This is a genomic window from Zavarzinella formosa DSM 19928 (genome assembly GCF_000255705.1).
Classification (GTDB): Bacteria; Planctomycetota; Planctomycetia; order Gemmatales; family Gemmataceae; genus Zavarzinella; species Zavarzinella formosa.
The window spans coordinates 149,298-174,754 of the sequence record NZ_JH636449.1 but is presented as its reverse complement, the minus strand read 5'-3'; the positions used below and the strand labels follow the sequence as shown (position 1 = coordinate 174,754).

Below are 25,457 nucleotides of genomic sequence, written 5' to 3'. Positions count from 1 at the left end.
TGGGGAATGGAATCAGCCTTTCACGATAAACTCGTGTCCCATTCCTTTGGCCATTTTGTCGTCCAAAGTCATCCCCTTCCATTGAACGCGGATTTCCTTCCCATTGTCCCGCACTTGCATCAGACCGAATTGGCCCGCTCCGGGGATCTGCGGGTGGCTGTAAGGCCCCCCCTTGGCTGACGGGCGTTGGTCGAGGGAGGCCGCCTGAAACACCGGGATTGGCATGCCGCCGCCGGTGGCGTAATCGCTGTGCGACCCGTCATCGATGGCCAGCATGTGGGAGTCGCCGCTGAGGATGCACAATCGCCCGGCGAGACCTTCAGCCTTGAAGAAATCGGCCAATTCCCGGCGTTCGGCATCGTAGCCCGCCCAAAAGTCCACGAGGGAGTTCGGCACGCCGATCCACGGGACCGTGTTCACCCACACAATTAGCGGGTGTTTGGTCTTCGCCGCCCGAATTTCGTCCTTGAACCATTTTTTCTGGGCGACCCCGAGCATTGTGTCGCCGGGGATCTTTTCGGATCGGTTGTCTGTGAGAATGAACCGTGCCCGGCCGAGGGTGAACGCCTGACCGATGGGAAAATCCCCGTCGCCAAATGCCAGCGGATAGTGCGGGACGCATTGCTGGTAGGTCAACCGGGCGTCTGTTTTGGCTCTCTTCTGCGCGGGGGTGACGGCCACGCCGTCCGTGTTGTTGCCGAGATAATCGTGATCGTCCCAGATGTAGCCAATCGGGAAATGCCTGTAGAGGTAAGACTGTGTCTCGGAGGCATGGACAAGGGCGTAGGCGTCGCGTCGCAGCGCCGGGGCCTCCAAGGCGATGTTCTCGTAGTGGAAATCTCCCATGTGGATGAACAAATCGGGGTTGTTCCGGGCGATGGTGTCAAACACCGGGGAAGTCGACCCCGTGCGGGCGCAGGAGGCGAACGCCACCTGAAAATCGGCCGCCCCCTCGGGGAAGGTCTGGAAACGACCGACGTTTGCCCATTCTGTCTTGCCGTCCGCCGTGACCTCAAACCCGTAAAAATAAACCGTCTTCGGGGAGAGTTTCGTCACTTCAAAGGTGAGATGGCAGCCGGTGGGTTCGGCGGAGGCTTGTGCAATGCTTTTGGTGGAATCCTTGAAATCTTCTTCTTGGGAAATGATGAGTCTGACCGTTGGCGACGGAAATTTCGTGCGAACCACCACCCGGCACGAAACGGGGGTCATGGCCCCGCACCAAGCGTACATCACCGGGCCAAGGTCGCCGGCCGGGTGGCTGCGGCGAACGGTCAGAGCGAGTGTTCCGGCCGCGGCGGCGGCGATAAACACGCGACGATTCATGAGAACTGTTCCCCGCGGGCAAGTCCCGCTTATCATATCAGGGTGTGCGATGGCCGTCGGTTACTCTTCGGGAATGGAATCATGCTGCGTCGGAAGTACATTTTTCCGAATGTGATCGAGTTCAATTACCAGGCCGGCCGGCGGTTGGGCGTGAACATCTATCTTGTTGAGGACGCCGGGGAATACGTCCTCGTGGATATCGGCTTCGAGGATTCGGTCGATGACATCATCGAACTGATCCGACAGATGGATTTTAGTCTGACGAAGTGCAAAGGCATCATCGCCACGCATGCGGACGCGGACCATATTCAGGGACTGAAACGCGCCCGCGAACGCCTGAAAACCAAGGTGCTGGCCCACCCGTTGAGCGTCTCCCCCATCGAACGGGGCGACGCCGTGATGACTTACGCCTCCATCCCGGCCCAAGGGATCGACATTCCGATGCCGCCGTGCAAGATCGACGAGACGATCAACGAAGGCGACACCATCACCGTTGGCAAACTCAAACTGTCCGTCTGGCACACGCCGGGGCACACGCCGGGGCAGATCGCCCTCAAAATGGGGACCCTGCTGTTCAGCGGGGACAACATTTATCGGGATAGCTGCGTCGGCGTGATCGACGCGCACCACGGATCGAGCCTGCCGGACTTCGTGCGGTCGCTCAAGCGAATCCTCGCCGATGATTCGGAATACCTGCTCCCGAGCCACGGCCCGGTGTTTCGCCGGGACGCCCGCATCATCCAAAAGGCCATCGACCGCCTGAGCGAATACCAGTATATGGCCGACTTCGGCACCTGCGCCGTCGACTGGCCCCTTCTGCACGAATGGGAAGCCGACGTGATCGCCGGCCGAATGCCGAAGTTTTAACGCGAAGAGAAGAATGAAGGAAAGGCGCTAACCACAAAGACGCAAAGGTCACACAAAGTTTCACAAAGAAGACGGAAGAATAATATCTTCACTGGTTTTCTCTGTGAAACTTTGTGTGACCTTTGCGTCTTTGTGGTTAGCGCCTTTTCATTCTTCCTCGCATCAACCCGTATGAATCTCCCTTTTCAAGCCGCCCGTGTCCCACTTGCCGGGTTGTCGGCCCTTGCCGGGTTGCGATCGGTCGGCCATATCACCGTTGTTTCAACGAATCAACATGCGTGGATTCGTTGGGGGCGTCACGGCGAGACGGTGGTTGCCGCATTGCTGGCCGTGCCGGGGGTGGAGTGGTTTGCCACGCGGGACGGGCAATGGTTCCGGTCCGGAGAATTTCTGCCTGCCGGGGATGTGCCGCCGCCGGGGGAGAGTGTCCCGTTCGATCAGGTGTTGCTGCCTGCGAAGTTCACGCCGTTGCCGCCGGGTGTTTCGAGCGGAGAACGGGTTTTGTGTCGGCTGGTCCCCTCGGACATTCCACGGCCGACTTCTGCCTTGCGTTGTCCATTGCCGGCCTTGCGGGATTGGGTGGAAAACGCGACCACGGCCGAACTTCAATCTGTCCGGGCCTGCCTGTGCGATGATCGGGTGTTGTTGATTGGCGAGAAATTGCCGTGGGCCGAACCGGCCGAACGATTCTGGGGCCGGGAAGTGTTGGTTCCGTTGGGATATCGCCCGGAACCGGACTGGAGCGAAGCCGCTTTGCGGGAAACCGCCGGGGTGACCCGCGACGAATTGCTGATTTTAACCGCAGATCACACGGAAATGATTCCCCGACAAGTCTTGGAACCCCTGCGGCGCGCCGCTTGGAGAGCCGTGACCGCCGGGGGATGATCTGTTTTCATTTCTCGGCGAAAGGCTTCTTCAAGAAGTTCCGAAACGCATCAACTTTGCTGATCTTCCCTTCGTCATAGACACCAAACACAGATGTCTTCCCTCCCTGTTCCGGTTTGAGGATCACATAAAGGGGAAGCTGTTCGCCGCCGAACGCCGCCATCTGGAACTTGTTGTTTGCGCTGCCATCCGCATTTTGCCGGGCGAGGTCCACCGGGCCGTCATAAAATCTGGACGGCACCGTGTCCGTGTAAATCTGCACCAATGTGAATTTCTTCAACAGATCCTTGAATTCCTGCTGGCTGAAAATGTTCTCTTCGTTGAGCCGACAGTTGGCGCATGTCTTGCCCGTAAAGTCAATGAACACGAAGCCTCCCTTGCTTCTTGCGTCGTCGAGTGAACGCCTTAAATCACCAGACCACGCGAGTTGTTTGCCATCCCCGGAATCCGTCAGAGATCCAATGCTGGGTTCCGGCAGCAAGAAGGCATCCACCCATGCAAAAACGGTCCCGCCGGGACGATTCTTTTCATTGCCTTTGGAGAACAAACCCGGAAGCAGATAAATACCCAATGCCATCACCCCGATGGCTGTTAACAGACGGAACGGGCCAATATGGTGTTCCCCGGCATCGTGGTCGTGCGGCAGTTTAAACAGCCCGAGCAAATACAACCCTGTGACGATCATCAACACCACCCAGAGGCTAAGCACCAAGTCGTAAGTGAACAGGCTCGGCACATCTGTCAGCCGCAGTTCGGCGGTGCGGTAGAACTTTAACGCGGCCGCCAGTTCCAAGAAACCCATCACGACCTTAATCGTGTTCATCCAACCGCCGCTCTTCGGGAGTTTTTTCAGCAAACTTGGGAACAGGGCCAGCACAAAAAACGGCGAGGCAAACGCGGCAGCGAAAGCCAGCCCGCCGCACATCAGCTGAAATGTTCCGAAGTTTCCGGAGGCCACCATGCCGCTGAAACCGCCGAGGAACGGAGCCACGCAAGTGAAACTCACAAGGGTGAAAGACAGGGCCATGAACACTGTGCCAAGATAGCCCCCCTTGCCTTCACGGTTGGCCGTCAGATTGACGATCCAACTTGGTAGCGTCAGATCGAACAAACCAAACAGACTCAGCGAGAGAACGACGAACAATGTCCCGAGGGCCACGTTCATGTATGGGTCTACGGCCAACCGGCTGAAGAATGACAACAAGGTCATGGCGGCCAGTCCGAGGACGACCACGATTGTCCCCGCGTAAATCAGGGCCTGCGCCAACGGGTTGGTTCCCTGTCGCTCAGATTGTTTGATGAACACGCTGACGGTGATGGGAACCATCGGGAACACGCACGGTGTCAGCAGTGTGACGAATCCCCAACCGGCGGCGGTGAGCAGAAAGACGATAAACCCTGCGTTGTCGAAGGTCGGCGCCGGCAATTGGGCGAGAACTTCTTTCATGTCTTCTGAATAGTTCCGACTGACCGGAACCTTGAGGGAGACGGCTTTGGGTTCTTCGTTTTGTTCAACCTTGGCTGGTTCTTTTTTCGGTTCTGGGGCGATGACGGGACTTGGATTGGCATTGCGGGCCGGGGCGACGACTTTGACGACTGCCTCGCGGTATTTGGGATCGACTTCCACGGCCGGGCCGTCAGCCACTTTGAATGAGGCAACGACCGGCACCACTTTCGGCGGTAAACATTGGTCGGTGTCAGAATTGCAGATCGGAATCCTGAAAAGTTTGAGACGCTGTTCTCGCGTGCCCGGCGCCGCGTTCGGAGACACCACAGCCGTGAAGCTCCAAGTGGCTCCCTCCGGGTAGTACGATAGTGTGCCAGCGGGACCAGGTTTTGTCTTGGCCCCGGCGGGATCATGGACGGGTTCGACAAACAGCAAGTCACCGGGTTCCGGAAGTTGGATAGTGGTCTGGCTGTCTTTTTCTTTCTGATCCGGCTGCATCGACGGGTAGGTGTAATAACCCGGATTGAGTTTCACGGAGAGGATGTATTGGACGGTTTGCCCCGGCTTGGCCTCGGCGGGTTCGATCCGTCCGTCGATGCTCTTCACCGCCTTGGCAAAGGAGATGCCTTGTGCTTGGGCAGAGCCAGAGAACAGTGAGGCGGCCAAACCCACGAGAGCCAACAACATCCGGTTCATCAGGAGGATTCCAGTGGGATTAGCGGCGAGCGATGAAAGGTAATTACGGACTGGCGGCCAAAGTCTTTCAGGCATGAATTGATGCTTGGGGAGCCGGTTCGCGTCAGCGCCCGGAGTTTGGGTTGGAATCAAGCACGGCCCAAACTCCTGGCGCTGACGCGAACCGGTTCCCCAAACAAGGTCACTTCTTCAACGCCTTTTCAATTTCCTTCGCATAAGCCTTGTCAACGGCGACGGCCGGGCCGTCGAGGATTTTCAGCGGGGCTTCCAAGTCAACCATCTTCGGCTGGAAGCAGGTGTCCTTGTCACAAATCAGCACGCGGATTTTCACCTTGCCGCTGGTGGCTCCGGCGGTCGCGGCCGGGGAGACGACCACCTTTTTCAACCAAGTGCCGCCGCCGGGGTAGTACAGCAATTCGCCGTCTTCGTCTTTCTTGGATTTCGCCCCGACCGGGTCCACCAGTTCGCCGACGGCGATGAGGTTCCCTTCGTTGACGAAGGTGAACTTGTTCACGTTAAACCGGTGGGCGGGCGAAGGCTGGACAGCCGGGTAGGAGTGGTAACCATCCCCGAGGGCGATGGTGATTTTGAGCGACACCGTCTGGCCGGGTTTGGCCTCGGCCGGTTCAAAAACAGCCTCGATTTTCTTGATGGCGTCCTTGGGCTGGGCGACGGCCACTGTGGAAACAACCAAGGCCACGGCGAGAGAGAGCAGGGCTTTCATGGGACGGAAACCTTCCATGTTGAAATTCAATTGATTTTGGCCAGCAACGCTTTGTCATGCGGTTGTTTGGCCAAGAGCCCCACTGCGTCAGCGGTGGGGGTGGTTTTTAGACAGTGGCAGCCACCCCCACCGCTGACGCAGTGGGGTTCTTGCTGGCTGTTCAACAAGAGCATGTCGGACTGCCTTTGTTTACTTCTTCGGATCAGCCATCACCATCGGCGTCACGGAATCGACTCCCTTGAGCGGCAACGTGGTGATTTCTTTGCTCTTCAAATCAATCACGCGGATTCGGTGGGCGTTCGTGTCGGCCACGTAGAGTTTGCCCCCGGCGATGGAGAGGCCGCACGGTTCGTTGAGCGGGGCGGCTTCCTTGTCACCTTTGGCCGCTCCGATGAACGTGCTGACGGCCTCCGTTTTCAGGTCAATCGACTTGATCTTCGAGTTGTAGGTGTCGGCCACGAACACCTTGCCATCGTGGTACAACACGCCGATGGCGTGTTGCAGTTTCGCTTCCTTGCCGGTGCCGTCTTCGTCGCCGAAGTCGAACAACCCGGTGCCGACGAGGGTGGTCACGCGGCCCTTGCCGTCCATCGGAACCCTCCGCACGGCGCTGACTTCACAATCCGCGACGTACAGGTTTTTGCCGTCGCTGGTGATGCCGCTCGGTTGGGCGAAGTTGGCGATTTCGTGCGGACCGTCCTTGATGTTTTCCCGGCCATTGCCGGCAAAAGGAGCCAATTTCCCTTCTTTGAGGTCGAGCGTCCAGATTTGGTGATGCCCGGCCATCGCAATGAAGAGGCGGCCGCCGTCGAGGTACAAGTCCCACGGACTGTTCAAGCCGCGTTCGAGGGCCGCGCCGCCTTCACCACGGTCGCGGTCCTGTTCGCCGGTTCCGGCGATGGTTCGCACCTTGCTGGTTTTGAGATTCAATTCACGGATCAGGTGATTTCTGCGGTCAGCCACGTAAAGCACATCCCCGTTCAGGGCCATGCCTTGAGGGTCGTCGAATTGAGCGACGGCGAAATCGCCGTCCTTTCGGCCGGGATTGCCCATGCCGGCCACCGCAATCTTGTTGCCCTTCAGATCGGTGATCACAATCCGGTGATTGGTGCTGTCGGCGATGAACAAACGATCAGTCTTTTCATCGGCCAGCACTTTGCCGGGGAAATACAGGGGGGAGTCGATTTTGTCCCGGAACTTGGCCGTGTCGAACCGCATGGGCTTTTCGTCGAGGGTCTTCTTCTTCTTATGTTCTTCGATGACCTTGCCGATCACCTTGTCGAGGATTTCATATTTCCCCTCGCCGGAGGTTTGGCCCAGGTAGTTCCCTTCGGGGTCGATCAGCACCAGCGTCGGCCACGAATGCACGTCGTAGGTGTTCCAGATCTTCATGTCGGCATCGTTCACCACGGGGTGCTTGAGGTCGTAACGAAGGATGGCCTTGCGGATGGATTCGCTGTTCTTTTCATTGTCGAACTTCGCGGAATGCACGCCGATCACGACGAGTTCCTTTTCGTACTTCTTTTCCAGTTTGGCGAGGTCCGGCATGACGTGGATGCAGTTGATGCAGCACAGTGTCCAGAAGTCCAGCAGGACGACTTTGCCCTTGAGGTCCTTCATGGTGATCGGCTTGCCGGTGTTCAGCCAGGCGACGCCACCATCGAGTTCCGGGGCTTTGGCGAGTTTCTTGGGCGGGGCGTCATCTTCGTCTTTGGGCGGCGGGGCTTTGATCTTGGGGTCACCCTGGGCGATGGCGTCGCCGGGGAACCAACCAGAGAAAGCGAGAATGCCGCCAAAAGCGACGGCCAGCAACAAGGCTCCAAACGCAACGTACCGTCCGGCATGGTGGGAAACCGGATCCGCGGAATTCGACATGATGGAAGGGACTCCGTACCGCAGGGAAGGATTGAACCGTCCAAATATCTTACCCGAGAGCGATGGGGAAAGAAAGTGAAAGCTGAGCGGGGGAGGGCCGAAGAAATTTGGCCCGAGCCATCGCCCGGCCAATTGTGCATGGATTGGCGGGACAATTTGATGTATAAAGGATGAAGTTGGTCCTCCCGCCATGTGGTTCGCTTCGTCACCCGCCGGATTCAACCAAATGACACTCATGTCATCACTTGCCCGTCGTGACTTCTTGACCATCGGGGCCGGGGCCGCCATCCATATGGGGCTGCCGATGTCGTCCGGTGGCCAGACACGGGCGGCCGAGAGTCTTTCGGCGCCAGCCAAATCGCGGTCCGTCATTCTGGTGAACCTGACCGGCGGGATGAGCCACATCGACACGCTGGACATGAAGCCGGACGCCCCGTCCGAGATTCGCGGCGAGTTCAAGCAAGCCCCGACCGCCGTCACCGGCATTCAAATTTGCGAACACCTTCCCCAACTCGCGGCCCGGATGCGGCATTGGGCGCTGGTTCGCTCGCTTTCACACCGTGAGAACAGCCACCTGCCCGGCACCCACCGATTGCTGACCGGCTCGACCATGCCGAACCAGCGTGGAACGGATCTGGACAACGTCCTCTCTCGCCGGGATTGGCCGTGTTATGCCGCCGGGCTCAACCAACTGCGCCCCCGGCACGATGGCATTCCGAACGGCGTCACCCTGCCTCACTCGTTGATCGAGGGACCGCTGACCTGGCCGGGCCAGCACGGGGGCTTCCTCGGGCCGGCCAACGATCCGATGCTGGTCACCCAAGATCCGAATTCACCGAAGTTTCGGATGGAGGCGTTCACCCTCCCGGCCGACACGGACCCCGCCCGCGTGGATCAGCGCAAGACCTTGCTAGAGCAGATACAATCGTCTCGGAAAGGAGATGCCTCCTTCCAAGACCATCAACGCCACGCTTTTGAACTGCTTTCCTCCGGCCGGGTGGCCGGAGCATTCCGGCTTGACCGCGAACCGGAGAAAGTCCGCGACCGTTACGGCCGCAATCAATTCGGGCAATCGCTGTTGCTGGCCCGGCGGTTAGTGCAATCCGGCGTGCCGATCATTCAGGCCAACATGGGGATCGTTCAATCGTGGGACACGCACGGAGATAACTGGGGCAAACTGAAAACCCGCCTGCTGCCTTGGCTGGACCAAGCCCTCGGGGCACTGGTGGATGAACTGGAGGCCGAGGGACTGTTACAAAACACCTTCCTGGCCGTGCTGGGTGAATTTGGCCGGACCCCGAAGGTATCCACTCTGCCCGGCGACCCGAAACCGGGCCGCGATCACTGGGCGGGCGTCTACTCCGGGTTGTTTGCCGGGGCGGGCGTCGTCGGCGGCCGGGTGATCGGCAAGTCAGACCGGATTGGCGCTCATCCGTTGTCGGTGTCCTATACCCCGTTCGATGTGGGGGCGACCATCTATCAAATGCTCGGCGTGGACCCGGCCAGCGAGATCCGCGACCTTCAGAACCGGCCGTCGAGTGTCTGCTCCGGGAAACCGATGAATATCCTGTTTCAGAACGGGTGAGGCCGCCGGTTTGCCTCCATCCCCGGTCACTTCCTGATCCGCCCAGAATCCCCCGCCATCCGCTTGTGGAAGCTTGGGTGAATTGCTAAAACTAGTAATGTTTGCGATCCTCCAGCGTTGGCTGGCGGGTCGATGGGATCTTTTTCAACTCTCCGGAAGGATGTAGGGCGATGAATGAGGGACTGGCGCTGGTTCGCTCCGGGCAACTCCTCTATACGGACGACGTGGGCAAAGATGCCTGCGGAATTGGCGCGGTGGCTTCCAAAGACGGGAAACCCACCTCCGAAGTCGTCAGGAAAGCCGTCATTGCCCTGAAAGCCCTCGAACACCGTGGCGGCGTCTGCGCCGACACCGGGGACGGCGCCGGCCTCACCTGCCAGATTCCGCAGGACTTCTTCAAGGAAGAGGCCAAGCGGCTCAAGTTCGACCAGGCGAAATACCTCAAGCCGGAAGACCGGCTCGTCGTCGGCGTGTTCTTCTTCAACGATCACGAACCCGCCAAGTATGACCTCGCCAAGCAATTAATCCGCGAAGCGTTCTCGGAAGGGCCGGTCCATTGGTTCGGTTGGCGGGAAATCCCCGTCAACGATGCCGCCCTGCCGCCCCGCGCGCTGGAAGTGCGGCCCAAGTCCTTTGAGCAATTGTTGCTGCGCTGCAACGACACAACTGAGGTGGTCGAACTCTTCCTCTACCGCAAGCGGTTGGAACTCCGGCACAAGTTCATCACGGCGGGCCTGAGCGTTTACATGTCGTCGCTCTCCCCGAAGTTGCTGAGCTACAAGGGGCTTCTCACCTCCTTCCAATTCTCGGACTTCTATCCGGACTTGGCGAGAGATGATTTCGAGTCCGGCATCGCCATCTTCCACCGGCGCTACTCGACCAACACTTACCCCAACTGGGCGCTTGGCCAGCCGTTCCGTTACAGTTGTCACAACGGGGAAATCAACACCATCCGGACGAACCGGAACGCCGTCCACGCTTATTCGCGCGGTTTGAACCCGGCGATTCCCGGCGGCGATTTGCTCAGCCCCAAGATGAGCGATTCCGCGAGCCTCGACGAGTGGATCGAGCATGTGATGCTCGAACGGAACTGGAGTCTGTTGCGTTCGATCCGCGTGGCCGTGCCGCCGGTGTGGGACACCGAGGCCGAATTCTGGGGCCGCGACGCGGTTGACCTGTTCAGCTACTGTCGCCGGACTTTCGGCAGCTTGTGCGCGTGGGACGGCCCGGCCGGCCTGATCGCCACCGATGGCCGCGTGGTTGTCGGGGCTGTGGATCGCATGGGGCTTCGCCCGGTTCGCTGGTCGGCTGACAAGCGGGGCTGGCTGTACATCGGCAGCGAATCCGGCGTCTTCGGCGTGGATTCATCCACCATCGTCGCCAGCGGGCAGCTTCAACCCGGCCAGATGATCGCCCTCGACACGCTGACCGGCGAACGCCTCGACCATCACCAGACGATGAAGCGAGTCGTCGACGAAGTGCGGGCCGAACTCGGCAATCTTCATGAAGTGAATCGAAACGAAATCATCGTTCCCGAAGGGTTCGACTTCACGACCCAAATCGATGATCAAGTGGGGGGAATGCTCACCGCCCGCAACTGGTCGCTCGATCACTTGTTGCAGGCCGCCGGTTGGGACTTCGAGCGGGCGGTGTTCGTCAAGGACATGGCGAAGCTCAAGAAGGAACCGCTCGGCTCGATGGGTTACGACCGGGTGCTGACCATCTTCAGCAACCATCACCCCACGCTGTTCAAGTACCTGCAACAAACCTTCGCGGAAGTGACCAATCCCCCCATCGACCCGTACCGCGAAGGGGGAGCGATGTCCATCGCCACCTATCTCGGCCGGCCGGGCGGATTCCGCAACTCGGCCCGCACCGGCACGATTGTCGAAAAGACCGGCCTCCCCGTGCGGCAAATGGAACTGGCCGCCCCGGTGATCTCGGACGCCGTTGTCGAAGAGATTCGCCGCAATGAGGTGTTGGGGTACACCGTCATCGACGCGACGTTCCCGCTGCTGGGGGGCGAGCAAGCTTTGGGCGAAGCACTGCACCGCATCCGCAGCGAGGCCGAGAAGGCCGTTCACGCCGGGTACGCGGTTCTGTGCGTCTCGGACAAAGAAGCCGTCAACCGGGGGATCGTGCCGATCCCGTCGCTGCTCGCGCTCGGGGCGATTCACACCTATCTGTGTTTGCAGGGCTTGCGGGACAAATGCACCCTGATCGTCCAGGCGATGGACGTGCAGGAAGGGCACGACATTTGTTGTCTCGTCGGCTTCGGGGCCGATGCCGTGCATCCTTACCTGATGCTCCGGCTCATCAAGAACGGGCTGACCTTCAAGGATGCCGAGACGAAGCAGGAAATTACCATCTCCCCGCATGAATGCTTGGAGAACCTGTTCGCGGCCTTGGAAGACTCGATCAAGAAGATCATCGCCAAGATGGGCATCACGACCATCGAAGGCTATCGCGGCGCGCAACTCTTCGAGGCGGTCGGTTTCGGCAAGGAAATCATGGCCTTCCTCGGTGAATTCCCCTCCCGTATCGGCGGCTTGAATCTCAAGCAACTCGTCGAAGACGCCGCTTGGCGGGTGGAACAGGCCGAGAAGATGACCGTTCTCGGCCGGAACAAGGACTACATGGCGTTCAACGCCAAGGTCCGCATGGCCCTGCGGGACTCGGTGCGGGAAGCCCACCCCGAACCGGAATCGGGCGGCGGCGAAATCGCCTACACGGCCCCGCCGCAAGAGATTGACACGGAGGCCCCGCAACGGGTCGCCGACAAATGGGGCAAGTTCACGGACATGGTGAACACGCGCCCGCCGACGGTGTTGCGCGACTTGTTCCTCATCAAGAAGACGAACAGCGTCACCCCGATGGAGCAAGTGCAGGACACGCTCGACCTGATCGTGAATCACTTCCGCGGCGCGGCCATGAGCCACGGGGCCCTGACCGGCGCCTCCCACCAAACGCTTGCGGCTGCGTTCAACGAACTCGGCGGCTACAGCAACTCCGGCGAAGGGGGCGAGGCTCGCTTCCGCAACGATGCCCCCGAACGCCCGTGGGGACCGTTCTGGGAAAAGACGCTCGCCGAGCGGGAGGCCCAACCGGAGGTGTACGCCCTCAACGGCGACCTGCGCAAGAGCCGCTTCCGCAGCCGGATTCGACAAGTGGCTTCCGGCCGGTTCGGGGTGGATGCCGAGTATTTGACGAATTCAGATGAAATCCAGATCAAGATGGCCCAAGGCGCCAAGCCCGGCGAAGGCGGGCAATTGATGGGCAAGAAGGTCACCAAGGAGATTGCCGAAATTCGCTTCGGCAAGCCGGGGAACGATCTCATCAGCCCCCCGCCGCACCACGATATTTATTCCATCGAAGATCTGGCTCAACTCATCTATGACTTGAAGGCCGTCAAACCCGGCATGCCTGTAAGCGTTAAACTGGTGGCGGTCGAAAACATCGGCACCATCGCCGTCGGCGTCGCCAAGGCCGGGGCCGACATTATTGAAATCGACGGCATCGACGGCGGCACCGGGGCGGCCATGCTTTCCAGCAAAGAACACGCCGGTCTGCCGAGCGAGATGGGGTTGGCCGAGGCCCATCAAGCGCTGGTCACGAACGGGTTGCGTTCGAGCGTGGTCCTCCGCGTCGGCGGGGGCATCAAGAACGGTGGCGACGTCATCAAGTACGCTTGTTTCGGGGCCGAGCAATTCAGCTTCGGGCAGGCCCTAATGGTCTCTGTCGGGTGCATCGTTTGCAAGAGCTGCCACATCCCGAACTGCCCGACGGGCATCACCGGGACGCAAGGCGAATACAAGGGCCACCCGGAACACACCAAGGCTTATCTGCATCAGGTGGCCGGGGAAGTCCGAGTGTTGCTGTCGCAGATGGGCTTCAAGCACATCCGCGAACTGGCCGGGCGAAGCGACCTGCTCATCAAGAACCCGAAACTGCCGGGCCGGGCGGCACTGGTGGATGTCAGCAAGTTCATCCGGCCGGACATGTCGCTTGATGCGTTGGAAAAGAACTTCCCGCAGACGACAGGCGGCTTGGGCGTGTGCGGCCCGCTGGGCGACAAGACGATGAACGAACGCATCGTCGAGGCGGCGAAGGATGCCGTCGATTCCTGCAAGAACGCGGATTTGGTGTTCCGCATCCGCAACAGCGACCGCTCCGTCGGGGCGACCATCTCCGGGCTGATCGCCCGGACTTACGGCCGGGAGGGGATGCCGAACAACCGCCGGATCAAAGCGAGCTTCGAGGGCGAGGCCGGCCAGAGCTTCGGAGCATGGAACGTCAATTCGCTGGACTTGGAACTCAAGGGCTTCGCCCAGGACGGTGTCGCCAAGGGCATCTCCGGTGGAACCGTCGTCGTGACGCTCGACTACAAGACGAACGATTACGGCGGGGTGATCCAGAGCGTCGCCGGGAACAACGTGGGTTACGGGGCCACCGGCGGGACGATCTTCCTCGGCGGTCAGGCCGGTCACCGACTGGGCATCCGCAACTCCGGGGCGACCATCGTGGCCGAGTCGGTCGGCAAGTACGCCTGCGAATACATGACCCGCGGCCGGGTGGTGATTCTCGGGCCGATTGAAAACGAAGTCGGCTCCGGGATGACCGGCGGCGAAATGATCGTGCTGGACGAAAAGGGGGATCTGGCCCTCAAACTCCACAGCAAGAGCGTGGCGGTGATCGATTGCAACTACGTCGATTACGAATGGATTCACCCGCTGATCATCGCCTATCACGCCCGGACGGAAAGCCGTCAAGCGGCGGCAATCCTTAAGGACTGGACGGAAGTTCGACGCATGCGGAAGCTCCGCAAGGTGCTGCCGCTGGCCGTTGCCCGCAAGATGGAAGACTTCGCGGCCAGCGGGACGAATGCGGGATAATTCGGAATACGGAATCAAAGGCAGCTTTCCGGCCTCAATGATTCCGTATTCACACCGATGGTTCAGACCGCATCCGTCTGGAACTTCAAGCACATCTGACGCTATTGGGCAAGTGTGCTTGATTGTCGGCCCGGCCGTTGTGGTATGATGCCATCGGATCGGTCAGTTTCGAGATTTTCCATGATTATCACGCTTGATGTTCCCAGGGCGACGTTGGCCGATTTGGCGAAAGTCGTCGGCAAAGCCGAACTGGTCAACGGAAGGGTGGTGCGCGCCGTGCCGACCGGATACCGTCCGGGGATTATCGCCACCCGCCTTCTCCGTCGGCTGGCGGATCATGTGGACCGCTTGGGGCGAGGCGAGGCGTTTGGGGACAACGTCGGATTTGCCGTGCCCGAGTTGTCCACAGGCCGGGAGTCGTTTTCCCCGGATGCCGCCTATTATTCGGGACCGCCTCCTGCCAATGAGATGCGATTTGTTCCCGGTCCCCCTGACTTTGCCGCCGAAGTGCGAAGCGAGGGAGACTATGGCCCGTCGGCCGAGGCTGCCCTCGCCGCCAAACGGGTGGAATACTTCGAGGCGGGGACGCTTGTTGTCTGGGATGTCGATCCCGTGGCCGGGGTGGTGCGAAGCTATCATTCCGGCGAGGAAAATCCGACAATATTTGTCGCGGGCGGAGAGGCCGACGCCGAACCAGCAGTGCCCGGTTGGCGGTTGTCCGTGGACTGGCTGATGGCGTAGAAGAATTCGGAATGTGGAATACGGAATCGAAGGCAAGAACCGTAGAATGTGACGCGTCTTTGTTTTTGATTCCGCATTCCGAATTGAGCCGATGAACGACTGGTCACACTTTGAAGAAACCTGGCTTGCCCCCCACGCCATGCGGGGGAGTCAAAGCCGGGGGCGTCAGCACCTTGAGGAGCCACATCCGTTTCGCACCGTTTATCAACGGGATCGGGAGCGGATCGTTCATTGCACGGCCTTTCGCCGGATGTTGGGCAAAACGCAGGTCCATGTCGGGCAGATTAACGACCACCACCGTACCCGGCTGACGCATACGCTGGAAGTCGCCCAGATCAGCCGGACCATCGCCCGGCGGCTCCGTCTCAATGAAGACCTGACGGAAGCCATCGCCCTGTCGCACGACATGGGCCATCCTCCCTTCGGCCACGCCGGGGAGCAGGCGTTAAACGAATGCCTGCGTGATCACGGGGGCTTCGACCACAACCTTTACGGGCTTCGCCGGGTTGATTTGCTGGAAGCCCGCTACCCCGAGTTTCCGGGGTTGAATCTCTCTTGGGAACTGCGGGAAGCCTTCGTCCAGCATTCCAAACGCCACGATGATCTTTCGCTCCGGGAGTTTTGGGAGGTCGGTTCGCCGCTGCTGGAAGCCCAGTTGGTCGATGCGGCCGACAGTTTGGCTTACGACACCCACGACACCGACGATGCCCTCGGCATCGGGCTGATTTCCCTTGCCGATTTGGACGGTGTACGTCTCTGGCGGGAGGTGGCCAAACCGGTGCGGGAGGCGCATCCGGGGCTGAACGCCGACGGAATGCGGACGGCCGTGCTGCGCGATTTGATCGCCCGGCAGGTGCTGGACTTGATCGTCGAAACGGAACGTCGACTGGCCGCCAACCGGATCACGAGTGTGGCCGATGTGCGGGCCTTTCCGGCTCCATTGGTCGGCTTCAGCCCGGAATTGATAGAACGGAAGGTGGAACTGGAACGCTTCCTGCGGGAGCGGGTTTATCGCCATCATCGCGTCGTGCGGATGGCCGAGAAAGGGAAAAGTTTCCTGCGGAGGTTGTTTGAGGAGTTCGTCTTGAAGCCGGACTTGTTGCCGGAGCGGCATTTGAGAAGGTGGACCGGCGCCCCGGAGCGGTCCCGGCGAACTTTCCCGCCGGGGGATGTGTCCGGTGAGGAATCGCTCGAACGGGTGGTGGCCGATTATCTGGCCGGGATGACTGATCGCTTTGCCGGGGAAGAATATGCCCGGCTGTTCCATCCGGCGACAGAATCGTAACATATCCGGACATTATTCCCGCCGCCGACCGTCTGAGATTTCAAGTCCGGTCGCTAGTCCCACACAAAGGTTTGCCATGTTACTCTGGCTGCTTCGCGGTCTTTTTGCCGCCTTTCTTCTCGGACTCGGCATCGCCGCGTTTGACACCTTCGCCGAAAAAGGGAACGACGGCCGCAGCCTTTGGCTCGGTTTCCGGGCGATGCTCGTCGTCTTGGCCGTCGGCGGCGTGGTGTTGTTCACGGACTTGTGGGAGCGCAACAAGCAGATTTCCACCCTGTCGGCCCTCTACTTTGGCCTGCTGCTCGGCCTGCTGCTCGGCTGGCTGTTTTCGATGGCCCTCGAACGTTTTCTCAGTTCGTGGTTCGGCGGGGAGGGGAACGACCCGATCATGGTGATCGCCCGGATGTTTATCACGGTGGTTTGTTGTTACATAACGATTTCAACGCTTTTGCAGACAAAGGACGAATTTCGGTTCATTATCCCTTATGTCGAATTTGCCAAGCAAACCAAGGGAAACAAGCCGCTCATTCTGGACACCAGCGTGATTATCGATGGCCGGATCGCGGATTTGTGCGATACTCGATTGGTTGATTCCAAGTTGATCGTCACGCGGTTCGTGCTGCAGGAACTTCAGTCGATTGCGGACAGCTCCGACAAGCTCAAACGGAACCGGGGCCGTCGCGGGTTGGATATCCTGAAGAAATTGCAGGGCAACTCGAAGATCGAACTGATCATGCACGACGGCAACGTCGCCGAACTGCGAGAACTCAGTGAGAAAGTCCGCGTGGACGAGCGGTTGGTGTTGTTCGCCAAGGCCATCGACGGCCGAGTGGTGACCAACGATTTTAACCTGAACAAGATCGCCCAGCTTCAGGGCGTGGATGTCATCAACCTCAACGAGGTGGCGAACTCCCTGAAGACGGTGGCGCTGCCGGGGGAAATCCTGACCATCAAGCTGGTGAAGCCGGGGGACCAACCCGGCCAGGGCATCGGCTACTTGGAAGACGGCACAATGGTCGTGGTCGAACAGGGACGGGTGAGCATTGGACAGGAGGTCGGCATCACCGTGACCAGCGTGCTGCAAACCCCCGCGGGCCGAATGATCTTCGGGCGCATTGATCCTCAACGTCCTCCGGGGACCGTCCCTCCGACTGCGGAGGCCCGTGCCTTGGACAAATGACAGGAGCCCGGCCGTGTCCCTTCGATGGTTGTTGATCCCGACGCTGCTGGCCGGCGGCGGGACGGCTGTTTATGTGACGGCAGACAACAACGTCACCCCGCCCCCCAAACCGGCGAAGGAAACCACCGACCCGGCCAAGATGTCCGAGGTCGAACTCGTCGAAAACCTGTTGAAAGTACGCAAGGAATACTGGGCCTCTCTCGACAAACTCCGCCAGCACTACGACGGCAACAACGAAATTGAAAAAGAACGCTGGGTGCAGGACGAGATCCGCTCGTTCCACCGGATGATGAAGTATTCCTATCGCCTCGACATCAAGGACGTTCCCCCACCCACCCTTCAGGCCAGCAAAAACATCCCTGAGGCCAACGCCCTGTTCCGCCGGGCGATGGACTTCAAGGGGCGCGGCACCGGCGAAGAATACATCGACAACCAGCGCCGGGCCGAAATCCTGCTGCAAGGCCTCCTCGACCGCCACCCCGAATCGGACAAGATCGCCGAAGCCGCCTACCATCTCGGCGACATCTACGAGGACTACCGCCCGAAGCCGCAATACCTGCGGGCCGCCGCCTACTACGAACGCTCGGTCCAATGGAACAAAGCCGGCGTGACCGACGCCCGCCTCCGCGCCGCCCGCCTCTATGACCGCCAACTCAAGATGTACGACAAAGCCAAGGAATGGTACAAAGCCGTCCTCAGCAACGACACCGACGCCAACCGCGTGGCCGAGGCTGAAAAGCGACTGACGGAGATCAGCACCCGGCGGTGAGGATTATTTTTCGCAAGAGATAGTTTGACCGCTGCTTGGGTCTGGCCCCTTGTCATAGGCAGTCTTCATAACCGCATACGGACGGGCATTTCCGATTCATTTCTTTTGGCCACCCTTGTGCGAAAGCATACCGTTATTTTTCTGATGGTAAGATAACGAGAGATCACGGCGTAAGGAACGGCTTCATGAACCAAGCCGATTTGCGACGACTGACCGATGAGCGGATCAAAGACGCTCACGCACTGTTGGCCGGTGGCCGTTGGGAATTTGCCTATTATTGTGCCGGTTATGCCATCGAGTGCGCCTTAAAATCGAGTCTTCTGGCCCGTATGATTCACACAGGTTGGGTGTTCGAGGAAAAGTGGCGTGCCGAAGAGTGCATGACGCATGAACCGTTTCGGCTAGTGAAACTGGCAGGGCTTGAGGACGAATTCAACGACCGATTGAAGGCGAGCTCGCTATCGGGTGATCAGTTCATTGCCCATTGGTCGGTGGTCAAGGAATGGAAAGTAACCAGTCGATACGAGGCGAAGACTGAAGCCGAGGCCAGGTCTCTTTTGGAAGCCATCACGAACAGCCCGGACGGAGTGTTGCCGTGGATACAGAAATATTGGTGATGGATCGGATAAACATCGGCCGTAGCTTCCTCACGCAACTTGTCCGCGACGGATTTAATGTGAGGGTGGCGTTTTGGGCGAAAACGAAAGAAGAAGGATCATGGTTTTTGTACATCGGGACGGATGTGCCTGATCCGGGCCGGATTGGCGAAGCCTATCGCCGTGTGTACGACAGTCTGACCCGATTCGCGGTTACGTTGGGGTTTAAGCCGGACATTGGATTGTCGGATATCAAACTGGTCAACAGTTCCAATCCGATCGCTCAAATGGCCGTGACTATCCGTGATCGAGCCGCCGGTCGAGTGCCTATTGTTTACTTGAATCTCTCCATCGCTGGTTTGGCCGTTGAAGAAGCGTATTTTTACCCACCGTCGGATCGCATGAAGCCGGATGAGGTTCTTTTGACGGTTGCCAATCTGATGAACCATCGAGACGCGGGAACTGCTTCGCAGGTGAAACTCGCTGATGGCTCAAGTTTGACGGCCATTCCCGTGGGATTAAACGTCCAATCATCCGGCGAGGTTCGCGTGACGCTTATCGACTTCTCGACGCAGAACAAAAGAGAAGTCAGCCTTGCCGACATCACATCTATTGGCTGATCCACGCTCGCACTTTTCCAATCTGCCATCCACTTCATTTCCGGCGCTTGCTGCGGCAAACCTTGCGGGAACGTCATCAGAATCGAATTGCTGTTGCCTCTACAATGCGAGATGGTGAAGTCGATCACGGATGGCCTGCCCAGAATCTTCAAAGCCGCGGCAACGCACCAAGTTAAGTCGGTTTGACATTGGCTTGGAATGAATTCGTTGGCGACGAGGTATGGCTAGGTGTCGGCCTTCGTGGAAGGGCGACGTCTCACTCTCTCGGAGATCCGATTCATGTCATTGATCTGTCCTTGCTTCTCGTTCAGGCTTGGCATCCGGGCTTTGCTGGGGGGCTTCATCGGACTGGCATTATCCGGGTCGGTCTCGCGGGGGGCCGAACCAGCGACTTGGCCGCAGTGGCGGGGGCCGAACCGGGATTGTGCGTCCAGCGGGGCGGCGTTTCCGGACAAACTGGATGGCCTCAAGCAAGCGTGGCGGGTTGAATTGGGGCCGGGCTATTCCGGGCCGGTTGTGCTGGCGGACCGGGTGATCGTCACCGAGACGGTGGATGAGAAGTTTGAAGTCGTCCGGGCGCTGGACCGGGCCACGGGCAAGGAGCTTTGGACCGCCCGTTGGGAGGGGGGCCAGAGCGTCATTGATCTCGGCAAACCCCGCGGCGAATGGATTCGGGCGACACCGGCCTCGGATGGTAAATCGGTTTATGTCGCCGGAATGCGCGACCTGTTGGTTTGCCTTGATGCGAGCGATGGCAAGGAACGCTGGCGGGTCGATTTTGTGAAGGAATTCAACTCCGCGCTTCCCATGTTTGGCATGGTCAGCTCGCCCCAGATTGATGGCGATGCCGTGTACACGCTGGCCGCCACGGGGGTGGTCCGCGTCAACGCCAAGACCGGCAAAGTGGAGTGGCGCACACTGACCGACGGCCCCAAGGAAGAGGGCGGGGCCACGTCGTCCGTGCTGGTCACCAACGTGGCCGGGCGCAAGATGGTGGTGGCGTTGAATCGCAAAACCCTCGCCCTGCTCGATCCCGAAACGGGCAAGATTCTCTGGAAACAGGCGACGCCCGCCTATCGCAACACGACGACTCTGACGCCCGTGATTCTCGGCGAATCGGCCCTCTTCATCAGCATGATCGCTGGCCGGTCGATGCGTTTTGATGTGAGCATCGACGGCGACAAAGTGGCCGCCAAAAGAACGTGGGACGTGTCCCAAGTCTCTTATATGTCCACTCCCGTTCGTGTCGGCGATTATCTCTACGCCCATTTGGAAACCCGCCGTTTCGCCTGCCTCGATCTCAAGACGGGCCGGGCGAAGTGGACCAGCGACCAGTCGTTCGGCGAATACTGGAGCATGGTGGTCCGGGGGGATCGTATTCTGGCGTTGGATCAAAAGGGAACGCTCTATCTGGTGCGAGCGACCCCCGAGAAGTTCGACTTGATCGACCAGCGAAAGATCAGCGACGCGGATACTTGGGCACACTTGGCCGTCTGCGGTGACGAGGTATTTGTGCGCGACTTGAAAGGCATCGTTGTTTATCACTGGAATGGAAAATGAGCGAACCTTGCGTGATCGTAAGCGGAAAATATCGATCTTTCGGCAAGTGACGGCCGATGGTTGCGGGAGGGAGAGGAATCCCACCCGCCGGGAGCCGTCGTGCGATATTTTCAGTTGCTCATGCTGATGCCGTTCGTAGCCGGTTGCGGCCAGGTGTTTCAGGCTCGCGTCGGGCTGGATGTGCCGCCGCTTCGCGTCGGGGTGGACCTGCCGCCCAACAGCAATCAAAGCCCGGTCACCGAGATGCCTCTGGAGGGGTTTGCCGGCGTCGAGAAGGGGCCGAAGGTGGCCGTGATTGATGTCGAAGGCATCTTGCTGAACACAAACTATACCGGACCGTATGCCACGGGCGACAACCCGATTGACGTGTTCAAGGAAAAGCTGGATGCCGCCCGTTCGCCCTCTATTGCGGCGGTGGTTTTACGAATCAACAGTCCGGGCGGATCGGTGACGGCCTCGGAAGTCATGTGGTCGGAATTGTCCCGCTTCAAGCGTGAAACCGGCAAGCCGGTGGTGGCTTGCCTGATGGATCAAGGCTGCGGCGGCGCATATTACATCGCCACGGCGTGCGACAAGATTCTGGCCCATCCGACGACGGTGGTGGGTGGAATTGGCGTCATCCTGAACCTGTACAACTTCCAAGGCACGCTCAATCTTGCCAAGGTGGAAAACCTCTCGATCAAGGCGAAGGACTCCCCCAAGATCGACCTCGATTATCGCCTCGGTGTGTTGAACGAGGACGACAAGGAAATGCTGATCGGCATGGCCGATGATTTGCACTCGCAGTTCAAAAAAGTGGTCAAGTCGAGTCGGCCGGGATTGAAGTCTGAAGCCACTCTTTTTGACGGCCGGGTGTTCCTCGCCGGTCAGGCCAAGGAACGCGGCTTGGTCGATGAAGTCGGCCACCTCCCGGATGCCGTGAACCTCGCCCGGAGCTTGGGCAACTGCCCCGGCACCGGCGTCGTGATGCTGCATCGCACCAACGACCAAGCCCGCACTGCCTACGCGACGACGCCCAACACTCCTCTGCAAGTGGGCCTCTTGGGGGTAAGTGTTCCGTCCGGCGACCGCAACAAATTGCCGACGTTCTTGTATCTGTGGCAACCCGATCCGAGCATGGAACGGCTGGCGGGCAAATAGTCGGATTGCCCTCACCCCGTGTTGCGGCCCAGTTTGTTTCGCAGGGTGGTGCGGGAGAGGCCGAGCAGTTCGCTGGCGTGAACTTGGTTGCCGCCGACGTGCCGCAGGATTTCCTCCAGCACCGCCCGGTCCACCTCGGCCAGTACCTTGCGGTAGATGTCCCCTTCGCCCGCCTCCAACAATCGCCGCGTGAGCGTTCGGACATCGGGTCCGGTCGCCGAATCGGCGTGAATGACGGGAACGCGATCCCCCCGGAAGGCGGCGGGGAGGCATTCGGCCGTCAGCGCCTCGCCGGGCGCCTGGATCACGCCGTATCGAATGACGTTTTGAAGTTCGCGCACGTTGCCCGGCCAGGGATGCGACCGCAGCAATCTCAAGGCCTCCGGGGCCAGCGCCCGAACGGGTTTTTCCAGCTTGCGGGAAGTCAGCCGGACGAAATGCTCGGCCAGCATCGGGATATCCGCCTCGCGTTCCCGCAGCGGCGGCAGGAAAACCGTGACCCCGTTGAGCCGATACAGCAGGTCCTGCCGGAATTTGCCCTCGGCCGCCATCTTTTCAAGGTTCTGGTTCGTGGCCGCGATAATGCGCACGTCGGCCGAAATCGTCTCCCGGCCGCCGACTCGCTCGAAGCGCTGTTCTTGAAGCAGCCGCAGCACCTTGGCTTGCGTCGCGGGGGTCATGTCACCAATTTCATCAAGGAATAACGTGCCGCCGTTCACTTGCTCAAACTTGCCCACCCGCTGCCGGTCGGCGCCGGTGAAGGCGCCTTTCTCATGCCCGAACAGTTCGCTTTCGAGAAGCGCCTCGGGGATGGCCGCGCAGTTGATCGCCAGAAACGCCCGGTCGGCCCGGCGGCTGTGCTGGTAGAGGGCACGGGCAATGAGTTCCTTGCCCGTGCCGCTTTCGCCGAGAATCAGAACCGTCACATCCTGCGGGGCGATCCGGCCGATGGCTTTGTAAACCTCTTGCATCGCCGGGCACTGGCCGACGATGCGGTCGCCGCCGGTGTCCTCGGCGGCCCCCTCAAACACAGCCGGAACGCTTTGGATGCGCCGCAACTCCGCCGCCCGGTCCACCACGTCTCGGATCTGATAGAGATCCACCGGTTTCAGCAGATACTCGAACGCCCCCCGTTTCATCGCCTCGATGGCCGTTTCTGTGGCGGCAAACGCCGTCACGACGATCACCGGCATTTTTTGATCGTGGCGTTTGATCTCGGCCAGCAGTTCCAGCCCCGACTGATCCGGCAATTGAACATCAACAATCACCACATCCGGCGATTGGGTCTTCAACAAGGCCAAGCCCTGTTTGCCTGTGCGGGCCGTCACCACCGACAATTCCTCGGATTCCAGCCCGGCCTGTAGCGAGTAAAGTACATTCGGCTCGTCGTCAATGATGAGCAATTTCGCCATGCGATCCCTCCCCGTTACGATCCGCCCGGACGGCCAGCGACGCGGTCGGTGCCGGCAGCCGGATGGTAAAGACCGCCCCGCCCCCCGGCCGGTTTTCGGCCAGAAGCCGGCCGCCGTGACTTTCAATGATGCGACGGCAGATGGACAATCCCAACCCCAATCCCGATTCTTTGGTGCTGACGAACGGCTCGAAAATCCGTTCGCCGAGTTCCGGTGGTAATCCGGGGCCGGAGTCTCCCACGGCGATCAACACCCCGCCGTCAGCCTCTTGTTCACAGGTGACGATCACTTCGCCTCCGGCGGGCATCGCATCCATCGCATTGATCGCCAGATTGTAAACCACCTGGCGAAGCTGGTTCGGGTCTGCGTCCAGCGAATACCCCGAATGATTCGAGTCCAGTCGAAACCGAACGGCCTGCAATTCGGCCCGGCCGCGCAGGGCGTCCAGAGTCTGTTGAAGCAGGGCAGACGGATCGACCGGGCGTTTGTCCAGTCGCGGCGGACGGGCGAAGTCCAAAAAATCAGCGACGATCTGTTCCAGCCGTACGATCTCGTCCTCCAACACCTCGAAGTCGCGCGGCCGCAGCGCCGGTCCCCCACGCCGGTCGGCGGCGGCCTGCACCAGCAACTTGATCGACATGAGCGGGTTGCGAATTTCGTGGGCGATGCCCGCCGCCATCTGGCCGACCCACGCCAGTTGCTCGGCCCGCAGGGCCTCCCGCTCCGTGCGCCGCAACCGTTGAAGAACGGCCGACACGGATTCGGACACTTGACGAAACGCATCGCCGGGAACGCCCGTCGTCGTCGGGAACTCTTCGCCGTGGGCCGCGAGCGATAACTGCCGTGCGGTGTCCCTCAGATGATCTTCGGTGCGCTGCATGGATCGCCGCAGCGTCACCGCCATCACCCAACCAGCCAGCACGCCGCCAAACGCCCCGCACACGCCAAGCCCGATCATCGCCACGGTGATGCGGTTGGCCAGTTCTTGGTTCTCCGTGCTGGTGCGGGCCAGCACTCCTTCGTTGAGGCGAAGATATTCGTGGGCGGGCTCAAGGATTTCACGCGACAGCACGGTGTCGCTCAGTTCGATGAGCTTGGGATAAAACCCTTCCGGCGGCGGTTTGTTCAACAGTTGTTCGTACTCGGCAAAGAAGTGATCCAGTCCGGCGCGAATCCGTTTGATGAGCGCCTGTTCCGGCAACGTGGTCGCCAGGTCGCTGGCGTCCCCAAGGGCGTCCCGGACCCTTTCGCGCAACCGGGCGATGGGTTCCAGATGTTTTTTATCGCCGGTGATCAGATAGCGGTCGAATTGGGTGCGCGACTCGCGGATGCTGATTTCCAAATCTTGGGCCGCGCGAACGCTCGCCACGTTGATCGACAACAGATTGGACATCGACGATTGCAGATTGCGAACGTACCACGCCGCCCCGAAGGCAAACACCAACAACAAGACGCTCAACGCGGCCAACGGAGCGGTGAGTTTGGCGATCAGCCGGGAATTCATCGGCCCGACCTTTCACTGTCCATTATCTGAACAGCCGTGCGAAATCTGGACACTTGAACCGCCGATTGCCGACAGAAGAGTTTCCCCAACGCCGCCATTTTACACTTCCTCGATTGAAATGCGCCTTCCCCGGATGGCGGCGTTTTTTGCCTGATTTCTCGAGCCAACAAGATGCCGGAATTTTCTGGAGGCGTTGTTTTTCGCAAGTGATTGCATGAGCGGTTCTTGCATGTTCACCGGGAAAAGGGGGGGCGGGTTGGTCCGGCGGGGGCGTGCGAGGATCATGTCCCGGCCCGCTGATCGAGGAAGCAAATGGCATTCCAGTTGCTTAATCAACAAACGTGATGCCTCTGGCA

General features: G+C 59.8%; 18 protein-coding genes. 12 read left to right on the top strand and 6 right to left on the bottom strand.

Annotated features, from left to right (window positions below; all coding sequences use genetic code 11):
- Nucleotides 1–12 precede the first annotated feature (12 nt).
- On the bottom strand, nt 13–1,323 hold the full coding sequence (locus tag BGIM_RS0140955; RefSeq protein ID WP_020475402.1) for an alkaline phosphatase D family protein: 1,311 nt from the start codon (nt 1,321–1,323) through the stop codon (nt 13–15).
- An 81-nt stretch (nt 1,324–1,404) separates the two neighbouring features.
- Between BGIM_RS0140955 and BGIM_RS0140950 the strand changes: the two genes are divergently transcribed.
- Nucleotides 1,405–2,190 carry an MBL fold metallo-hydrolase gene (locus BGIM_RS0140950; RefSeq protein ID WP_020475401.1) on the top strand — a complete coding sequence of 262 codons (786 nt, stop codon included), beginning with the start codon at nt 1,405–1,407 and terminating at the stop codon, nt 2,188–2,190.
- 171 nt (nt 2,191–2,361) lie between these two features.
- Nucleotides 2,362–3,075 (top strand): hypothetical protein, encoded by a 714-nt coding sequence (locus tag BGIM_RS0140945; protein WP_020475400.1) that lies wholly within the window; start codon nt 2,362–2,364, stop codon nt 3,073–3,075.
- Nucleotides 3,076–3,082: 7 nt separating this feature from the next.
- Here BGIM_RS0140945 and BGIM_RS0140940 read toward each other — a convergent pair whose 3' ends face one another.
- The 3 genes from BGIM_RS0140940 to BGIM_RS0140930 form a co-directional block, all read right to left on the bottom strand.
- Entirely contained in the window at nt 3,083–5,218 is a 2,136-nt protein-coding gene (locus BGIM_RS0140940) for a protein-disulfide reductase DsbD family protein (RefSeq protein WP_020475399.1), read from the bottom strand.
- Between the two features lie 181 nt (nt 5,219–5,399).
- Entirely contained in the window at nt 5,400–5,942 is a 543-nt protein-coding gene (locus BGIM_RS0140935) for a protein-disulfide reductase DsbD family protein (RefSeq protein ID WP_157369810.1), read from the bottom strand.
- Nucleotides 5,943–6,131: 189 nt separating this feature from the next.
- Complete coding sequence (locus BGIM_RS0140930; RefSeq protein ID WP_020475396.1) at nt 6,132–7,817, bottom strand: thioredoxin-like domain-containing protein; 1,686 nt, start codon at nt 7,815–7,817, stop codon at nt 6,132–6,134.
- Between the two features lie 235 nt (nt 7,818–8,052).
- On the opposite strand from BGIM_RS0140930, the gene BGIM_RS0140925 reads away from it, so the two are divergent.
- From BGIM_RS0140925 to BGIM_RS0140880, 10 genes are all read left to right on the top strand, one after another.
- Complete coding sequence (locus BGIM_RS0140925; protein ID WP_238537817.1) at nt 8,053–9,402, top strand: DUF1501 domain-containing protein; 1,350 nt, start codon at nt 8,053–8,055, stop codon at nt 9,400–9,402.
- A 170-nt stretch (nt 9,403–9,572) separates the two neighbouring features.
- Nucleotides 9,573–14,294: a glutamate synthase-related protein gene (locus BGIM_RS0140920; protein WP_020475394.1), complete on the top strand. Its 4,722-nt coding sequence runs from the start codon at nt 9,573–9,575 to the stop codon at nt 14,292–14,294.
- Nucleotides 14,295–14,474: 180 nt separating this feature from the next.
- On the top strand, nt 14,475–15,035 hold the full coding sequence (locus BGIM_RS0140915; protein WP_020475393.1) for a Uma2 family endonuclease: 561 nt from the start codon (nt 14,475–14,477) through the stop codon (nt 15,033–15,035).
- Nucleotides 15,036–15,126: 91 nt separating this feature from the next.
- Entirely contained in the window at nt 15,127–16,320 is a 1,194-nt protein-coding gene (locus BGIM_RS0140910) for a deoxyguanosinetriphosphate triphosphohydrolase (protein WP_020475392.1), read from the top strand.
- 76 nt (nt 16,321–16,396) lie between these two features.
- Nucleotides 16,397–17,500, top strand: a complete 1,104-nt coding sequence (locus BGIM_RS0140905) for a PIN/TRAM domain-containing protein (RefSeq protein ID WP_020475391.1) — start codon at nt 16,397–16,399, stop codon at nt 17,498–17,500.
- A 13-nt stretch (nt 17,501–17,513) separates the two neighbouring features.
- Nucleotides 17,514–18,269, top strand: coding sequence for a tetratricopeptide repeat protein (locus BGIM_RS0140900; protein WP_020475390.1), 756 nt, complete (start codon nt 17,514–17,516; stop codon nt 18,267–18,269).
- 185 nt (nt 18,270–18,454) lie between these two features.
- Nucleotides 18,455–18,886, top strand: coding sequence for a hypothetical protein (locus BGIM_RS0140895; protein WP_020475389.1), 432 nt, complete (start codon nt 18,455–18,457; stop codon nt 18,884–18,886).
- Nucleotides 18,886–19,485 (top strand): hypothetical protein, encoded by a 600-nt coding sequence (locus BGIM_RS59200; RefSeq protein WP_020475388.1) that lies wholly within the window; start codon nt 18,886–18,888, stop codon nt 19,483–19,485. Before BGIM_RS0140895 ends, BGIM_RS59200 begins: the two co-directional genes overlap by 1 nt.
- 279 nt (nt 19,486–19,764) lie before the next feature.
- A complete protein-coding gene (locus BGIM_RS0140885; RefSeq protein WP_020475387.1) occupies nt 19,765–21,045 on the top strand; it encodes a PQQ-binding-like beta-propeller repeat protein in 1,281 nt (426 codons plus the stop codon).
- A gap of 99 nt (nt 21,046–21,144) precedes the next feature.
- A complete protein-coding gene (locus tag BGIM_RS0140880; protein WP_157369809.1) occupies nt 21,145–22,185 on the top strand; it encodes a S49 family peptidase in 1,041 nt (346 codons plus the stop codon).
- Between the two features lie 11 nt (nt 22,186–22,196).
- Here BGIM_RS0140880 and BGIM_RS0140875 read toward each other — a convergent pair whose 3' ends face one another.
- Together BGIM_RS0140875 and BGIM_RS0140870 are read right to left on the bottom strand one after the other, a co-directional pair.
- Nucleotides 22,197–23,597, bottom strand: coding sequence for a sigma-54-dependent transcriptional regulator (locus tag BGIM_RS0140875; RefSeq protein ID WP_020475385.1), 1,401 nt, complete (start codon nt 23,595–23,597; stop codon nt 22,197–22,199).
- Nucleotides 23,575–25,101, bottom strand: coding sequence for a sensor histidine kinase (locus BGIM_RS0140870; protein ID WP_020475384.1), 1,527 nt, complete (start codon nt 25,099–25,101; stop codon nt 23,575–23,577). The genes BGIM_RS0140875 and BGIM_RS0140870 overlap by 23 nt, the downstream gene beginning before the upstream one ends.
- Between the last annotated feature and the right edge of the window lie 356 nt (nt 25,102–25,457).

Coding starts and splice junctions, on each gene's coding strand:
- BGIM_RS0140910 (WP_020475392.1), top strand. CDS start 15,127: ATGAACGACTGGTCACACTTTGAAGAAACCTGGCTTGCCCCCCACGCC.
- BGIM_RS0140955 (WP_020475402.1), bottom strand. CDS start 1,323: ATGAATCGTCGCGTGTTTATCGCCGCCGCCGCGGCCGGAACACTCGCT.
- BGIM_RS0140950 (WP_020475401.1), top strand. CDS start 1,405: ATGCTGCGTCGGAAGTACATTTTTCCGAATGTGATCGAGTTCAATTAC.
- BGIM_RS0140885 (WP_020475387.1), top strand. CDS start 19,765: ATGTCATTGATCTGTCCTTGCTTCTCGTTCAGGCTTGGCATCCGGGCT.
- BGIM_RS0140875 (WP_020475385.1), bottom strand. CDS start 23,597: ATGGCGAAATTGCTCATCATTGACGACGAGCCGAATGTACTTTACTCG.
- BGIM_RS0140945 (WP_020475400.1), top strand. CDS start 2,362: ATGAATCTCCCTTTTCAAGCCGCCCGTGTCCCACTTGCCGGGTTGTCG.
- BGIM_RS0140870 (WP_020475384.1), bottom strand. CDS start 25,101: ATGAATTCCCGGCTGATCGCCAAACTCACCGCTCCGTTGGCCGCGTTG.
- BGIM_RS0140895 (WP_020475389.1), top strand. CDS start 18,455: ATGAACCAAGCCGATTTGCGACGACTGACCGATGAGCGGATCAAAGAC.
- BGIM_RS0140925 (WP_238537817.1), top strand. CDS start 8,053: ATGTCATCACTTGCCCGTCGTGACTTCTTGACCATCGGGGCCGGGGCC.
- BGIM_RS0140930 (WP_020475396.1), bottom strand. CDS start 7,817: ATGTCGAATTCCGCGGATCCGGTTTCCCACCATGCCGGACGGTACGTT.
- BGIM_RS0140940 (WP_020475399.1), bottom strand. CDS start 5,218: ATGAACCGGATGTTGTTGGCTCTCGTGGGTTTGGCCGCCTCACTGTTC.
- BGIM_RS0140905 (WP_020475391.1), top strand. CDS start 16,397: ATGTTACTCTGGCTGCTTCGCGGTCTTTTTGCCGCCTTTCTTCTCGGA.
- BGIM_RS0140915 (WP_020475393.1), top strand. CDS start 14,475: ATGATTATCACGCTTGATGTTCCCAGGGCGACGTTGGCCGATTTGGCG.
- BGIM_RS59200 (WP_020475388.1), top strand. CDS start 18,886: ATGGATCGGATAAACATCGGCCGTAGCTTCCTCACGCAACTTGTCCGC.
- BGIM_RS0140920 (WP_020475394.1), top strand. CDS start 9,573: ATGAATGAGGGACTGGCGCTGGTTCGCTCCGGGCAACTCCTCTATACG.
- BGIM_RS0140935 (WP_157369810.1), bottom strand. CDS start 5,942: ATGAAAGCCCTGCTCTCTCTCGCCGTGGCCTTGGTTGTTTCCACAGTG.